Origin of the sequence: Gelidibacter sp., assembly GCF_035577925.1 — a bacterium.
GTDB lineage: Bacteria > Bacteroidota > Bacteroidia > Flavobacteriales > Flavobacteriaceae > Gelidibacter.
In genome coordinates, this window is record NZ_DATJCY010000311.1 from 1 (window position 1) to 15,912 (window position 15,912).

Sequence of the window (15,912 nt, forward strand, 5' to 3'; positions counted from 1 at the left end):
GCATCTTATTGCTAACGAAATCAATAATGCAATAGATAAAATACAACAATACCGATTGGACGAGGGAAAAAGTTTGGAATCTGAATTTGTGGATCGCGTGAAAAATATTTCAGATCTTCTTGATAAAGTTATTGCCATGGATCCTGAGCGCATTGAAGGCGTAAGAGAACGTTTACACAAAGGTGTTGCCGACTTAAAAGAAAAAGTTGATGAAAACCGATTTGAACAAGAGTTGGTCTTTTATATCGAGAAATTTGACATTACCGAAGAAAAAGTGCGATTAAAAAACCATTTGGATTATTTTATCAAAGCCCTAAAAAGTGACGATTCCAACGGAAAAAAACTAGGTTTTATCAGTCAGGAAATGGGTCGTGAAATCAATACCATTGGTTCAAAAAGTAATTATGCACCCATGCAAAAGCTGGTGGTCCAGATGAAAGATGAGCTTGAAAAAATTAAAGAACAATTATTGAATGTGCTTTAAAAAACACGAAAAAAAACAAAAAGGAGATCATAGACTAAAGATAACAGCTAAAATATAATTTCGTGACTAAACTTAAAGACATCCCCAACCACGGCAAACTTATCGTATTTTCCGCACCTTCCGGTTCTGGAAAAACTACACTTGTGAGACATTTACTGAAACAGGAAGAACTTAATTTAGAATTCTCCATTTCAGCAACCTCAAGAGAAAAACGCGGCGATGAAGTAGATGGTAAAGACTACTATTTTTTGGACACGCAAGCTTTTAAAAATTGCATTAAAAATGATGAGTTTCTAGAATGGGAAGAAGTATATCGCGACAACTTTTATGGCACTTTAAAAACCGAAGTGGAACGCATCTGGGCCAAAGGTAAAAACGTTATTTTTGATATTGATGTTTCTGGCGGTTTGCGCATTAAACGAAAATTCCCAGATCAGACTATTGCTATTTTTGTAAAGCCACCAAGTATTGACGAACTTAAAATACGTTTAAAAAAACGTCAGACGGAAAGTAATGACAAAATTAATATGCGTATTGCAAAAGCTTCTGCAGAACTGGCCACAGCTCCTTTATTTGACGTGATTGTGGTTAATGACGATCTTGACAAAGCCCTTTCAGAATCCTATAAACTGGTATCTGATTTTATTAAAAAAGATTAGAAATAACTTTATTAAAATGAAAATCGGACTTTATTTTGGCACCTTCAATCCCATTCACATTGGTCATTTAATTATTGCCAATCATCTGGCTGAACATAGTGACCTCAACCAAGTTTGGTTCATGGTGACGCCTCAAAGTCCTTTTAAAGTTAAAGCCTCCATGTTAAATAACCATGACCGCTTGGAAATGGTTTATCGCGCCACAAAAGACTATGACAAACTTCGGCCAAATGCTATCGAATTTGGTTTGCCACAGCCAAACTTCACAGTTGATACACTTGCCTATTTGGAGGAAAAATATCCAACACATGAGTTTTCACTAATTATGGGCGAAGACAATCTGAAAAGTTTTCATAAATGGAAAAACTATGAGCTTATTTTAGAAAACCATACTATTTACGTCTATCCAAGATTATCGGAAGGTGTGGTCGAAACACAATTTGACAATCATCCAAAAATCCATCGTGTAGAAGCGCCAATCATGGAATTATCTTCTACATTTATACGAAATGCCATCAAAAACGGCAAAAACGTTAAACCCATGTTACCAGAGCATGTTTGGGAATATGTGGATGAAATGAATTTTTACAAATAACAAAATCCCTGCTTTTACAGGGATTTTATATTTAAATTCCAAAAAACCGTTTCGCTTTCTCAATTACAAAACAGGAATTTCAATTTTATTTAATTCATTCTTATAAGTGATGATATCAGCTTGAATGAGCCCGTTTTCAGGATTGATGGTTTCTTTAAATAAATCCTGATAATACGCAATCCCATCTAACAAATTACTCTTAAAAGCAACCCATCGTTTAATATTTTTAGCAGAAAGTTCATCCGTGAAATTTGCAATGTCGTTTCTTAAATAATCAACATACATTTTTAATTCCTTAACAAACATATTGGGGCGGTACGTTTCAGAAAGCACTGATAATCTGCCATAAATATGTTGTGCCATTTGAGACAACGACACTTCTTTGTCAAAATACGCCAAATTGGGTCCTGGACAAATAACCACACCTTGCTGCTGACCTTTGATTGGAATTTGATTTTCTAGATAAGAGGCATTTGCCAAACCTACACAAAGACAGGATTTTTCGGTAATCTTATTTTTTGCAATTTCATACTTTGAAGTGTCCATTGATTCCTTTCGTTCATCAAGTTCTGCCAATTTCACATCTTGATATTTTTTTGAAGCTGTACAAATACCTTCTGGACCAAACTCTTTGCTCAATGCCAACAATTTTTTAGGACAAGAACTTCCTGCTTTGTTTTTAGCTATGCGTTGTTGTTTAAAAAACTCATTTGAAGTTCCTCTAATTGCATTAAATGGCACGCCTAATGGCGAAATATCACTCAAATATAAATCAGATTCCTTGGCGCCCATCATTAGTTTTCTGGTTTCATCATCAACTGAAGTGGCCTCAGGAACCAACAAAAATGGCGTTCCCCAACCTACCGAATCGACCCCATAATTTGCAATTAAAAACTCGTGCTCATCGGCTGTACCAACACCACCTTGAGCAGTAATTTTAATGTCCAATGGCTGTTTTGGAACAGGCAAATTCTTATCCTCCAATGCTTTTATAAAAACCGCATGCGTATCTTGTATCAATTCTGATTTTTTAGTTTTGAATTCCTCCAAAATAGGCCCAAATAAAAAACCTTCGGTTGCAAAAGCATGTCCGCCACAGTTTAAACCCGATTCTACGCGATATTCAGAAACCCAAAGTCCTTTTTTTGCTAAAAATTTACCTTGGATTATGGCCGAACGAAAATCACTTACTTTTAAAATGATTTTCTTTTTGATTTGACCATTATCGTCTGGATAAAAATCATTGAATTTCTCAAAATAGCTATATAGCCTTGGATTCATTCCTGCAGAAAGCACCACGGACGACGCCAAATTACTTTTGGCAAAGCCACGAAGTGATGCGTGGGCATCATTAAACTCAATAGGTAATTGTTTGTTTTTAATAAAATTATCCTTGTCGATTTTGGTCATGATATTCACATCAATCTCCCCAGCCGATAAATGGGCGTCGATATAACTTTTAATGGTTTCTTTAATAGCGACACCTTCTTCCAAAATTTTTGAAAGACCTTCCCTCAAACCTGATGTATTAGGAAGCATGCTAATAAAACTTTCCATTGCCGATTTACTTTCGGATAATTCTTCTTTAAATTTTGCAAATTTATCTTTAACAATGGTATCCACTAAATTCAAATAAGCAGTAATGCGTTTGGCACGATAATCCTCTACTTTTTGGGAAATTTCTTGATAAGGCAAACTGAATTTCTGGCTGTAAAAAGCATTCATCTTTTCTAGCAAATCGTCATCAATAATTGAAATAACCGACGAAATTCCAAATTGAGCAACACGAATGGGGCTATCTATAGTATAGGCCAAACCCATGACAGGAATATGAAAACTATGTACTTGTTTGGATGCTGTCATAATATTTTTTTTAAAAAATAATCAAGCTCCAAAGATGATACATATCATAAGATCAAAAGGTGATAATTGTCATGTGATTTGTTATTTTAATTGTGTTAGTTTGGAGATTATCCTTTTTTGAAAAAGTAGCTTTCTAATTTTTAGAAGATTTTATAATAGCTGTAAAAAACCTAGCAAGTTTTTAAAACCTGTTAGGTTTAGAAGTGATAAAACGCATTTTCATAATGCGTCAATTCTTCTTTTGATTTGTTTTTGAGTATGGCAATAATATCAAATCGCGTTTCTAAAGTGATGTCATTTTCTATAATAAAAGCATCCATAGCTTTAACTAATAGTTTGATTTTACTGGGTGAGACAAACTCTTGAGGATCGCCAAAAAAGTCGGAGTTTCGGGTTTTTACTTCCACACAAATCATCATATTATTGTGTTTTGCAATAATATCGATTTCCGCCTTTTGATAAAAGTAGTTTTTACAAACAATTTCATAACCTTTGGATAGCAGATAATCTGCGGCAAGTTTTTCGCCTATCTTACCAAGTTCGTTATGTTGTGCCATGGTTTAAGTTTTCAGTCGCACTTTTCAGTCACGGTTTTTGGTCGGTATTTGCTAGCTAAAAAATAAAATTATTTATCAAATTTCACCGTAGTTCCTTCTTTTGTTACGGCAAGCTCGATGTTTCGGCCAAAAATCAATGCGCGATTATCATCTTCATGTCCGGCGGGCATTTCAAAAGCAATCGGAAAATCATAATCTGCCAAAGCATCCAAAATCAATTGCTCAATGCCACTTCCCCAAGGGGTAGTATTTTGGCGTGTGTTTGAAAAATCACCTACAAGCACACCTTTGCAATTATCAAAATAACCGGCACGTTTTAAACTTTGCAGCATTCTATCAACATGGTATAAATGCTCTCCTACTTCTTCTATAAATATTATTTTTCCGGAAGTATCAATATTTGTTTTTGAACCTAACATACTATGCAACAAGGTCAAGTTGCCACCAACAAGCTCTCCAGAAGCTTTTCCTACTCTGTTAAAAATTGAGCCTTCCAAAGTGTAAGCCAAAGGTTTTCCAAAAATCGCATCTTTAAATGTGGCCACACTTTCTTCAATACCTTTTAAATCGGTTGTAATACCAGCCGCCATAACAGCATGCAGTGACTCAAAACCCTCATTATGCAATTGGCTATGAAGTGCCGTAATATCCGAATAGCCAATGACCCATTTTGGTTTGTTTTTAAACTTGGTATAATCCAATTTATCCAAAATCCTTACAGCTCCGTAACCTCCACGTGCGGACCAGATGGCACTAATAGTTGGATCATCCATCGCTTTTTGAAAATCGGCGGCACGTTGGGCATCAGTGCCAGCAAAGTGATTGGCATCGGTATATAAATTTTGCCCCAAAACAGAATGCAATCCCCAACTCTTCAATAAATCTTGAGCGTACTGGATTTCGGCATTCTTATTTTTTAAAACTCCTGAAGGTGCAACAATAGCCACGGTGTCCCCTACTTTTAAATAAGGCGGACGCACAAGTGTATGCTGTTTCATAGGAGCAGTTATTTGTTGTGCCGAAAGATCTTGAATTCCAACAATCAAAGCAAGGCAACTTAATACGAGGGTAAATGTAATTTTTGACATAACGTAAAAATACATTTTTTTTCTAAATAGAGGTCAAAATGCGTACTTTTGTAGCTTATGTAAGGACACCAAATTTATAGTTGCTCTCCTTTACACCTTTAATATCATGAACAAAACAAGAATTATAGGATTAGCGCTTTTAATTATCGGAATTATTACGCTTTCCGTTTTTGAAAATAGTGGAATTAATTTTATTTCTGGAGGTTTAATTAGCTCTGGAGGTTTATTACTACTTACTGGAAAAATAACCGCTCCTTCATTTTAACAACGTTCATTATAACTCAAAAAACAAATATAAACCGTCCTCTCGATGTTGTTTGAGATGACAGATTGAAAACATATGAATCATCCAAAAAGATATACCATTACCGCCGCTTTGCCTTATACCAACGGCGCTATTCATATTGGCCATTTGGCTGGTGTTTACGTACCTGCCGATATTTATGTTCGCTATTTAAGACTTACTGGAAAAGACGTTGCTTTTATCTGCGGAAGTGATGAACATGGCGTTCCGATTACCATAAAAGCAAAAAACGAAGGTGTGACACCTCAGGATATTGTGGATAAATATCACGCGATCATCAAAACATCTTTTGAAGATTTTGGAATTAGTTTTGATAATTATTCGCGTACAACGGCTCCCATCCATCATGATACGGCTCAAGAGTTTTTTAAAACCTTGTATGATAAAGACGAATTTATTGAAGAAGTTACCGAACAGCTTTATGATGAAAAAGCAGGTCAATTTTTAGCCGATCGGTTTGTCACTGGAACCTGCCCTAAATGTGGTTATGAAGAAGCTTACGGCGATCAATGCGAACGTTGCGGCAGTAGCTTGAATGCAACAGATTTGATCAATCCGAAATCAGTTATCACCGGAAATGTGCCCACTTTAAAGCAAACCAAACACTGGTTTTTACCATTAGACAAACATGAGACATTTCTAAAAGAATGGATTTTGGTAGGCCATAAAAAAGACTGGAAACCTAATGTTTACGGCCAAGTAAAATCGTGGATTGATGATGGCTTGCGTCCAAGAGCGGTAACCAGAGATTTGGATTGGGGAATTCCTGTACCTCTTGAAGGTGCTGAAGGCAAAGTGCTATACGTTTGGTTTGATGCGCCTATTGGTTATATTTCTTCAACCAAAGAATGGGCCGAACGTGTTGGAAAAGATTGGGAACCGTATTGGAAAGACAAAGACACCAAATTGGTACATTTTATTGGAAAAGACAATATCGTATTCCACTGTATTATTTTTCCAGCCATGTTAAAAGCGGAAGGATCGTATATTTTACCAGATAATGTGCCTGCCAATGAGTTTTTAAATTTGGAAGGCAATAAATTGTCAACTTCAAAAAATTGGGCGGTTTGGTTGCCAGAATACTTGGAAGATTTCCCTAATCAACAAGATGTTTTGCGTTATGCACTAACTGCAAATGCACCAGAAACTAAGGATAACGATTTTACTTGGAAAGATTTTCAGGCAAGAAACAATAATGAATTGGTGGCTATTTTTGGAAATTTCATCAACCGCGTCGCTGTTTTAACCGACAAGTATTATAATGGCATTGTTCCTGAACCTTCAGAATTTAGTGCTGTTGATCTTGAAACTTTAGCGGCTATTAAAGCCTATCCTGAAGTTATTTCAAGTTCTATTGAACGCTACCGATTTAGAGAAGCAAGCCACGAATTGCTTAATTTGGCAAGATTGGGCAATAAGTATTTAGCCGATGAAGAGCCTTGGAAACTTGTCAAAACGGATGAAGTTCGTACCAAAACGATCATGTATGTCTCGCTTCAAATTGCCGCAGCTTTAGCCATTTTAAGTGAACCGTTTTTACCATTTACTGCTGAGAAATTAAAAACAATGCTCAATATCAATACTGTTGATAGCGGAATTTCTTGGAATGACATTGCTTCAAAAAAAGTACTTCTTCCAACCGGGCATCAAATTGGAAAAGCCGAATTATTATTTTCTAAAATAGAAGATGATACCATTCAAAAACAATTGGATAAACTTATGGCCAGTAAAAAAGCCAACGAAATAGCCAACAGAAAAGTAGAACCACAAAAAGAGACCATCACTTTTGATGATTTTGCAAAATTGGATCTGCGTGTAGGCACCATCATTTCGGCCGAAAAAATGCCAAAAGCTAACAAGCTCTTTATTTTGCAAATAGATACTGGTATTGATGTTCGCACCATTGTTTCTGGAATTGCCGAAAGTTTTACGCCTGAAGAAGTGATTGGAAAACGTGTCACCGTGTTGGTCAACTTAGCGCCAAGAACTTTGAGAGGCGTTGAAAGCCAAGGTATGATATTGATGACGGAATCTGAAGATGGAAAATTAGTATTTGTCAATCCCGACACCTCAACCAACCTCGGCAAAGGTGATGGCTATGTGCCAAACGGATTGCATATTAGCTAAATTATTTTAATGAAAATGGTCAACAATCTTTTGAAAAAACAGATAATTATCATTAATAATTAAATATCTTATGAAAAATATACTAACGCTATTCTTGTTGACTTGCCTAACGCTTTTTGGGTGCAAAACAAAAGATATCACGTACAAATCTTCGGATCAAACCAGCATAGCACTTGTTGGCACCAAATGGGTATTGATCAAACTTAACGGCGATGTAGTACAATTAAACAACCCACAGCTAACACAGCCTTTTATTAAACTATCAGAAGATAAAAACATTGGTGGCAACGGTGGCTGCAATAGTTTTGGCGGGAGTTATACCCTGACAGACAAAAATGCCATTTCATTTTCCAAAATGATATCTACATTGAGATATTGCGAAGATCAAGGCATTGAAAGTGCATTTATTGGCAACTTACAAAAAACAGCTTCCTATGGCATCACCAAAAATGAACTTATCTTAAAAGATGAAAACGGCCATATTTTAGCAGCATTCGAACCTGTTTCAGATTAAAATCAAAATACTCCTATTTAAAAAAACAAAAAAATGAAACGTACAATTCTAAATTTCTCATACATAGCTCTTGCAGTTTTAATGACAAATTGTAACTCTAACAAGAAAAACGAAGTTCAAAAAGTAGAGGAATCTATTGAAATATATCCAGAAGACACAAGCAGAAATGCATTGGATTGGGACGGAACTTACGAAGGTGTTTTACCGTGTGCCGATTGTGAAGGTATAAAAACCACTATTGTTATCCATCAAGATCATACCTATACTATCAAAGAAACATATTTAGGAAAGGACAATAATACTTTTGAATCTGAAGGCACTTTTGAATGGGATGACAAAGGCCAAAAAATCACTTTTTCTGATGCTGATAAACGTTCCTACTTTGTTGGCGAAAACACATTGACCCACTTGGACAGTGACGGCAACAAAATTATTGGAGATATGGAAGCACTTTACGTTTTGCAAAAAAAAATGGATTAATTCAAAACTATAAAAACATTAAAATCTAAGAACTGTTTGAAAATTCAAGCAGTTTTTTTTATCTTAATTATCTTTATAATTCTTTTTTAAACATAACCATGGCCCTGATTTCTTACATTATTTCTCAAACAAAACTTCCAGAATCATCAGTTAAAAACACTGTCGAACTCTTAAATGAAGATGCCACCATTCCATTTATTTCTCGTTATAGAAAAGAAAAAACCGGGAATTTAGATGAAGTTCAAATTGGCACAATCGTAAAATTGAAAGAGCAATTTGAAACGCTTGAAAAACGAAAATCAACCATCTTAAAAGCCATTGAAGAACTAGATGCACTAACTCCCGAATTAAAGAAGAAGATAGAAGCTGTTCAAGATTTGACCGCGCTCGAAGATTTATATCTGCCGTTTAAAAAGAGCAGAAAAACAAAAGCAGAGATAGCTCGACAAAACGGATTGGAACCTTTGGCAAAAATCATCATGAGCCAGAATGCATCCGATATAGAATCTATTGCTTACAAATATGTAAAAGATGCCATTTTTTCTACCGATGATGCTTTGGAAGGCGCACGTCATATTATTGCCGAATGGATCAATGAACGCACCGATATCAGAACGAATATTAGGCAACAACTGGAACGCTTTGCAATGATTTCAACAAAAGTAGTAAAGTCAAAAGTTGATGATGATGAAGCTCAAAAATTTCGAGATTATTTTGATTGGGAAGAGGCTTTAAGTCGTATTCCATCACATCGATTATTAGCTATTTTACGTGCAGAAAACGAAGGATTTATCAAATCAAAAATTTCAATTGATGATGATAAGGCCATTAGCAAAATTGAAGATCGGATTATCCGATCCAATAACGACTGCGCTGAACAAATCAAAATAGCGATTCAAGATGCTTATAAACGACTGATATTGCCTTCACTTTCCAATGAAGCGCTTCAAAACGCAAAAATAAAAGCTGATGAAGCTTCTATCTCGGTATTTGCAAAGAATTTAAAACAGTTGCTATTGGCTTCGCCATTGGGTGAAAAACGGGTTCTTGCCATCGATCCTGGTTTCAGATCAGGTTGCAAACTGGTTTGTCTCGATGCTCAAGGAAAGTTGTTATATAACGAAACCATTTATCCACATGCACCAAAAAATGATGTTCTTGGTGCCATGAAAAAAATAAGTTCGTTATCCGAAGCCTATCAAATTGATGCGATTGCCATCGGTAACGGAACCGCATCGCGCGAAACTGAAGCGGTTGTCAAAAAAATAAAATTCAAAAACGATATTCAAGTGTTTATTGTTAGTGAGGCCGGTGCCAGTATTTATTCGGCATCAAAAATTGCCCGTGACGAATTTCCCGATTACGATGTCACGGTTCGTGGCTCGGTTTCTATTGGAAGACGATTGCAAGATCCTTTGGCCGAATTGGTGAAAATAGATGCAAAATCGATTGGTGTAGGGCAATACCAACACGATGTGGACCAAACAAAACTTAAAAAAGAATTAGATATTGCTGTAGAAAGCTGTGTTAATGCGGTTGGCATTAATCTCAATACCGCCAGCACAAGTTTGCTGAGCTATGTATCTGGTATTGGCCCGAAATTAGCCGAAAATATTGTAAATTATCGTGAAGAACACGGTGCATTTTCATCAAGAAATGATATCAAAAAAGTACCGCGTCTTGGCGAAAAAGCCTTTGAACAAAGTGCTGGATTTTTAAGAGTTAAATCGGCCAAAAATCCTCTGGACAACTCTGCTGTACATCCTGAAAGTTATAAATTGGTAGAAAAAATGGCGAAAGATTTAGGATCGGATGTTTCTACTTTAATAGGCAACAAAACTGAACTCAAAAAACTCGATCTTAAAAAATATTGCTCAGATACCGTAGGTTTACCAACGCTTGAAGACATTATCAACGAATTGGAAAAACCTGGTTTGGATATTAGAGGACAAGAAAAAGCCTTTACCTTTAATCAAAATATAAAAACCATCAACGATTTGCAAGAAGGCCAATTACTTCCGGGAATTGTCAATAATGTTACCAATTTTGGTGCTTTTGTAGATATCGGCATCAAAGAAAGTGGATTGATCCATATCTCCAATTTGTCTGATACTTTTGTTTCTGATATTAATGAACATATTGCCTTACATCAGCAGGTCATTGTAAAAGTTTTGGAGGTGGATATTGCCAGAAAGCGCATCCAGCTTAAATTACATAAATAGCATAAAAACAAGAACAAAAAACCACCTTCAGTTATGTTTTTAGAAGATAACTTAGGGTGGTTTTTTAATTTTTAAATGACCCTAAGCGCTGACAACGTTTTGTTTATTGTATTTATGCTTGTCAATAAACGCCAACCATTTTTCGGCGCGTTGCATTTCCTGATTTTCTGAAAAAACGTCATCAATCGTAAATAAAGTAATCCTTTCAGGAGCAGTATTGGAAACAAACGTAATATCCAAATCCAAACGCGACATTTCGGTGTAATACCTATCGCCATTTTTATACTCCGTTGTGGTTTTATTGATCGTACATTTTCTGACATCATCAAGATCAATTTTTTGGAATTTCATTTCCGGCCCACTAGAATTCATATAGATCAGGATATTTTCGTTTTCGTCATATCCTATGAACGAATTGTTCCAGTATTCTACAACTGATAGTTTCAAACTTTGTTGATGCGCAATGTCAAGAAACTTCCTTCTCTTTTTTTGCTTAGTGGATTTATCAACCCATATAAATAATAAAAATGGAACGACAATACAAAGTACGACGGCAAGCATCACGATATTTAAAGATAATAAAATCATTGTTTTTTGTTTTTTAAATTATAAGAATAGACTGAAATAGGTATGCGAGTACCTATCGTATTTTAACTGAAAAGAAACAGTCTGTCTATGTAAAACAATGAAAGGGAAAAATAATGGTTTTCACGGAAAGAGAAACATCAATTTGCTGACCTATAGCATAATACGAGGATTCATAAAATAATGGTGGCTCAACAATCTGAAATCCTTTGTTGGTATGCGAAACGATTTTTGCAATTGGCGTTTCATGCGTAGAAGAATGATTAACGTCTAAAACGGCATCAAAAAACAACGGCGGATGACCTGGCTTTTCGGTGGCCGTTAAACTGTCAACCGGTACATAAGCTGCGCTTGGCAATGTTGTCAATCCAGAAGATCCATACAACATCAACCATCCAAAAAAGCTTAATATAATGCCTCTTAGCGCAAACATTCGAATAATTTTACACAGCAAATATAAGCGATTGAAATGTTAAAAAAACCAAATTCGCTTTTGAAAGTTTAAGATGTGAAAATTTGGATTCAACAATCTTAAATCAAAAGTATTCCAAGCATTTAAAAATTTCAGAGAAATAGGATAAAACAGCATCCCACTTCTCGGTTTTTTAATTCCAAATTTCAAATAGCTGTATATTTGTTCAACTCAAGTTTTACTAATAAAAGTCCACCTACCAATCTTACCATAGTAAATTTTTATGCTCAAAATTGCTTATCATCCCATTTACAAACATCCTTTACCAGCAGGTCATCGGTTTCCAATGCTCAAATATGAATTATTACCACAACAATTAATCTATGAAGGCACTTGTAGTGCAACTCATTTTTTTGAGCCCACTAAAGCTGACGAAAATTATATTTTGAACGTACATACCCAAGCATATTTCAACAATTTAACAAACCTTGCCATAGAACCAAGAGCTGCACGAAAAATTGGATTTCCATTAAGTGATATCTTAGTAAAACGTGAAATAATTATTGCTGGCGGCACCATAAAAGCCAGTGAATTTGCGCTTAATCATGGTATTTCCATGAATATTGCCGGCGGAACACACCATGCGTATTCCAATCGAGGTGAAGCGTTTTGTATGCTGAATGATCAGGCCATTGGTGCACGTTATCTTCAAGAAAAAGGATATGCAAAAAAAATATTGATGGTGGATTTGGATGTGCATCAAGGTAATGGTACTGCCGAGATTTTTCAGGATGATCCTACGGTATTTACATTCTCGATGCATGGCAAAAACAATTATCCTTTTAAAAAAGAGCAAAGCGACCTGGATATTGCCCTTGAAGACCATTGTGACGATGCCACTTATCTTTCGATTTTAAAAGACGTTTTACCAAAACTTATACAGACTGAAAAACCAGATTTCATATATTACTTATGTGGTGTGGATGTAATTTCTACTGACAAATTAGGAAAACTAGGGTTGTCCATTGAGGGTTGTAAAGAACGCGACCGGTTTGTATTACAAACCTGGAAAGACCATCATATTCCTGTAATGTGCAGTATGGGCGGCGGTTATTCGCCCGACATCAAAACCATTATTGAAGCGCATGCCAATACGTTTCGATTGGCTCAGGATATTTTTTTCTGAAATTTGAAATAAAATACCGCCTTTCTATTTCACTTTTTCAAGAGCTTCAAAAAGTGCCTTTTCCTTATTTCCGGCAATCGTTCCCCTTTCTGAAAATATAATGGTTCCATTACTATCAATCACAAAATACGACGGGTAACTCTGGATATCATAGTTTTGATCAAAATGCACATCGCCTTGTAACACCAAATAATTGATATTTTTAGCTTTGATTGTCTCCTTGGTTTCCACCAAGTCATAATCAAAATTCACGGTAATAACTTTGACCTTGTTTCCAAATTGCGATTCAATTTGTTTGATTTTTGGTAAAGATTCCATGCAATGACTGCATGACGAAACCCAAGCTTCCAAAAATATTGGAGTGCCTTTAAAATCTTTTAACGAAACCGTTTTGCCATCCACATCGCTCAAGCTCCACTCTGGTGCTTTAAGGTTGAGCATGGGTTCTTTCTTAATTCCGAATACTGCCGATACATAACCGTCTTTTTCCGGATGTGTAAATACGTCCTCATCCATCGGTTCATTATACGCCAAATCGCTATAAACAATCTCTTTCTTGCCTGATTTTCCGTTATCTATTTCAAGCTTTAAAGGGATTGCAGTTTTACTATCCAACCAAAGCTTGTAATTCTTGAATTTATAAACGTAAGCTTTATGTCCCTTAAAAGTAGATTGTTCAACAAAAGTAATCTCATTTATATTTTGATTGATGAGTTTGGCAGTCGTCAACAAATTATCATCATCACCCATATACGCCTCTAAATACTTAGGGATAGAACGATCATTGCCATAATCAAAAGTGGTGATTTTCTTTTTTAAATCTTCCACAACAGCTAGTGAAGTAAGTTTGTAATAGATACTAACCTGTTGGTTCATTTCCTTGAAAAAGAACAGTTTTAAATGCGGCTCATAATTGACTTTTTTAAGTTTATAAACTGTTGAAGTGGATGGCTTTTTCTTATCAGAATTGGTCGTTTCGGCAGTAAAACTTATTGTTTCCCAATTATTAAGTTGCTTGGTTGCCTTTGCCAAAACCTCATCGGAAGATAATTTGTTTCCGCTTTCTGCGCACGACATTAAATTAAAAATTACTGATAAAACAAGGAGATACGGTTTCATAAAATTGAAATTGATTTTTCCAAAAATAGAGGTTATCAGGTCATTTTACTATTAAAAAATCCTTAACGTTCCGTTTTCAATTGAAAATCAATAAAAAACTCCAGATTTCAGAAATTAATCTCTTGAAATCTGGAGTTAAAATCATTTGGCACAGTGATTTTATTTCCCGCCCATCAGCAGTAATTCATTGCAGAGTATTTCGGTAATGTATTGCTTTTTCCCATCTTTGTCTTCCCAAAAACGGTTGGTCAATTTTCCTTCAACGGCAATTTCCTTGCCTTTGGTCACGTATTTTTCTACCACACCAACCAAGCCACCTTTCACTACAATATTGTGCCAATAGGTGCGCTCTACTTTGGTTCCGTTTTTGTCTTTATAGCTATCATCGGTAGCCATCGAAAATTTAGCGATTTTGTTTCCATCCGGAAAGCTAACAATTTCAGGATCTTGTCCTAATCTTCCAATCAACTGTACTGTGTTTCTTAATGCGTTCATAATTTCTAAAATTTAATGGTTAAACAGTTCATACTATTGAATCTCGTTTGTTCAATTCAACAATACAAAGATGCAACAGCTTCCAAATAACAGTCGGTTGTTAACTATTTAAACTCGCTTGTAAATGATTGTAAGCGTTTGTAAACGGATTTTTTTAATTGATAAATAGCTTATATTTGATGTATGTCCAAACTGTTAAGCTATCTCTACCCGATTACAAAAAAAATACCATCGCATTTCAGTGGTACTCTAGAAATTACTTGGTATAACGGAAAAAAGCATCTCAATAGTAAAAACGCCAACTATTCTTACGGATCGCTTCAAAAGATCCTGAAATTTGGATTGGAGAAAATTGATCTTAAAAATATCAATTCTGTTTTACTTTTAGGTCTTGGCGGTGGCAGTGTTATCGAAACGCTTCGACAGGATTTTAAATATTCAAAACTCATTACCGCAGTCGATATTGATCCAGCGATTATTGATATTGCAAAAAATGAATTTAACTTAAAGGAATCTGAAAATTTACAGATTATTTGTGCTGATGCCTTACAGTTTATGGCATCAACAACCTCGCATTTCGATTTGATCATCATCGATTTATTTGTGGATATTGAAGTGCCACCACCTTTTTTAGACCTCAACTTTTGGAATGACGTCACCAAGGCCTGTGCGCCCAACGGAACCATTCTTTTTAATGCTTCATTAGAAAACACACGAAGTGATGCCACCATTAAAATCATCGATTTTTTAAACACAAAATTTTACAAAACAGAGGTTTACGAAAAAGTAAACACGACCAATACGCTAATAATTGCCAAAGGCCTATAATCTTTAGAATAGAATAATTTGTATATTGTCCTGATGTAAACTTCTAAATTATGGACAAGAAATGTTTAGAATGTGGTGAAAAAATTGTCGGTCGCACTGATAAAAAATTTTGTGACGATTCGTGTCGCAATTCGTATAACAATACGATCAACAAAGACAGTAAAAACTTAATACGAAACACCAACAATTGGTTGCGCAAAAATTACCGCATTTTGGAAGCTTTAAATCCGGAGCAAAAAACAAAAGTATCCCGCGCAAAACTGATCGAAAAAGGATTTGATTTCAACTATTTTACCAGTATTTACACTACAAAAGCAGGTACTGTGTATTATTTTGTGTACAATCAAGGGTATTTACCACTGGAAGGCGATTTTTATGCGTTGGTGAAACGGGA

Annotated in this window: 18 protein-coding genes; 11 read left to right on the forward strand and 7 right to left on the reverse strand. The window is 35.5% G+C overall.

The features are described from left to right. The 3 genes from VNJ50_RS12060 to nadD all read left to right on the forward strand — a co-directional run. A partial coding sequence (locus VNJ50_RS12060; RefSeq protein WP_325582246.1) for a DUF1732 domain-containing protein occupies window positions 1–484 on the forward strand: 484 nt, incomplete at its 5' end. Window positions 485–546: 62 nt separating this feature from the next. Next, window positions 547–1,143, forward strand: a complete 597-nt coding sequence (gene gmk, locus VNJ50_RS12065; protein ID WP_325582248.1) for a guanylate kinase — start codon at window positions 547–549, stop codon at window positions 1,141–1,143. Window positions 1,144–1,159: 16 nt separating this feature from the next. Then, on the forward strand, window positions 1,160–1,738 hold the full coding sequence (nadD, locus tag VNJ50_RS12070; protein WP_325582250.1) for a nicotinate (nicotinamide) nucleotide adenylyltransferase: 579 nt from the start codon (window positions 1,160–1,162) through the stop codon (window positions 1,736–1,738). A gap of 63 nt (window positions 1,739–1,801) precedes the next feature. Here nadD and VNJ50_RS12075 read toward each other — a convergent pair whose 3' ends face one another. From VNJ50_RS12075 to VNJ50_RS12085, 3 genes are all read right to left on the reverse strand, one after another. Beyond that, on the reverse strand, window positions 1,802–3,601 hold the full coding sequence (locus VNJ50_RS12075; RefSeq protein ID WP_325582252.1) for a hypothetical protein: 1,800 nt from the start codon (window positions 3,599–3,601) through the stop codon (window positions 1,802–1,804). 197 nt (window positions 3,602–3,798) lie between these two features. Continuing rightward, a complete protein-coding gene (locus VNJ50_RS12080) occupies window positions 3,799–4,158 on the reverse strand; it encodes a YraN family protein (RefSeq protein ID WP_325582254.1) in 360 nt (119 codons plus the stop codon). Between the two features lie 68 nt (window positions 4,159–4,226). Next, window positions 4,227–5,246 (reverse strand): LD-carboxypeptidase, encoded by a 1,020-nt coding sequence (locus VNJ50_RS12085; RefSeq protein WP_325582256.1) that lies wholly within the window; start codon window positions 5,244–5,246, stop codon window positions 4,227–4,229. A gap of 106 nt (window positions 5,247–5,352) precedes the next feature. Between VNJ50_RS12085 and VNJ50_RS12090 the strand changes: the two genes are divergently transcribed. The 5 genes from VNJ50_RS12090 (at window position 5,353) to VNJ50_RS12110 (ending at window position 10,893) form a co-directional block, all read left to right on the forward strand. Continuing rightward, window positions 5,353–5,511: a hypothetical protein gene (locus tag VNJ50_RS12090; protein ID WP_325582258.1), complete on the forward strand. Its 159-nt coding sequence runs from the start codon at window positions 5,353–5,355 to the stop codon at window positions 5,509–5,511. Between the two features lie 75 nt (window positions 5,512–5,586). Further along, a complete protein-coding gene (gene metG / locus VNJ50_RS12095; RefSeq protein ID WP_325582260.1) occupies window positions 5,587–7,677 on the forward strand; it encodes a methionine--tRNA ligase in 2,091 nt (696 codons plus the stop codon). A gap of 70 nt (window positions 7,678–7,747) precedes the next feature. Next, a complete protein-coding gene (locus VNJ50_RS12100) occupies window positions 7,748–8,191 on the forward strand; it encodes an META domain-containing protein (protein WP_325582262.1) in 444 nt (147 codons plus the stop codon). Between the two features lie 33 nt (window positions 8,192–8,224). After that, complete coding sequence (locus VNJ50_RS12105) at window positions 8,225–8,671, forward strand: copper resistance protein NlpE (RefSeq protein ID WP_325582264.1); 447 nt, start codon at window positions 8,225–8,227, stop codon at window positions 8,669–8,671. A gap of 98 nt (window positions 8,672–8,769) precedes the next feature. Beyond that, on the forward strand, window positions 8,770–10,893 hold the full coding sequence (locus VNJ50_RS12110; protein WP_325582266.1) for a Tex family protein: 2,124 nt from the start codon (window positions 8,770–8,772) through the stop codon (window positions 10,891–10,893). 81 nt (window positions 10,894–10,974) lie between these two features. On the opposite strand, the gene VNJ50_RS12115 is transcribed toward VNJ50_RS12110, so the two are convergent. Together VNJ50_RS12115 and VNJ50_RS12120 are read right to left on the reverse strand one after the other, a co-directional pair. Continuing rightward, a complete protein-coding gene (locus VNJ50_RS12115) occupies window positions 10,975–11,481 on the reverse strand; it encodes a hypothetical protein (protein WP_325582268.1) in 507 nt (168 codons plus the stop codon). A gap of 85 nt (window positions 11,482–11,566) precedes the next feature. Beyond that, the gene (locus VNJ50_RS12120) at window positions 11,567–11,911 is read right to left on the reverse strand and encodes a hypothetical protein (protein WP_325582270.1); all 345 of its coding nucleotides are present in this window, start codon (window positions 11,909–11,911) and stop codon (window positions 11,567–11,569) included. Between the two features lie 262 nt (window positions 11,912–12,173). Between VNJ50_RS12120 and VNJ50_RS12125 the strand changes: the two genes are divergently transcribed. After that, window positions 12,174–13,076 (forward strand): histone deacetylase, encoded by a 903-nt coding sequence (locus VNJ50_RS12125; RefSeq protein ID WP_325582272.1) that lies wholly within the window; start codon window positions 12,174–12,176, stop codon window positions 13,074–13,076. A gap of 24 nt (window positions 13,077–13,100) precedes the next feature. Here the strand turns inward: VNJ50_RS12125 and VNJ50_RS12130 are convergent, their stop codons facing one another. Together VNJ50_RS12130 and VNJ50_RS12135 are read right to left on the reverse strand one after the other, a co-directional pair. Continuing rightward, window positions 13,101–14,195: a redoxin family protein gene (locus VNJ50_RS12130; RefSeq protein WP_325582274.1), complete on the reverse strand. Its 1,095-nt coding sequence runs from the start codon at window positions 14,193–14,195 to the stop codon at window positions 13,101–13,103. Between the two features lie 159 nt (window positions 14,196–14,354). After that, on the reverse strand, window positions 14,355–14,690 hold the full coding sequence (locus VNJ50_RS12135) for a single-stranded DNA-binding protein (protein WP_325582276.1): 336 nt from the start codon (window positions 14,688–14,690) through the stop codon (window positions 14,355–14,357). A 183-nt stretch (window positions 14,691–14,873) separates the two neighbouring features. Here VNJ50_RS12135 and VNJ50_RS12140 point away from each other — a divergent pair, with 183 nt between their 5' ends. Both VNJ50_RS12140 and VNJ50_RS12145 read left to right on the forward strand, forming a co-directional pair. Next, window positions 14,874–15,518, forward strand: coding sequence for a fused MFS/spermidine synthase (locus VNJ50_RS12140; RefSeq protein WP_325582278.1), 645 nt, complete (start codon window positions 14,874–14,876; stop codon window positions 15,516–15,518). Window positions 15,519–15,568: 50 nt separating this feature from the next. Beyond that, window positions 15,569–15,912: hypothetical protein (locus VNJ50_RS12145; RefSeq protein WP_325582280.1), on the forward strand; the 344-nt coding region annotated here is incomplete at its 3' end.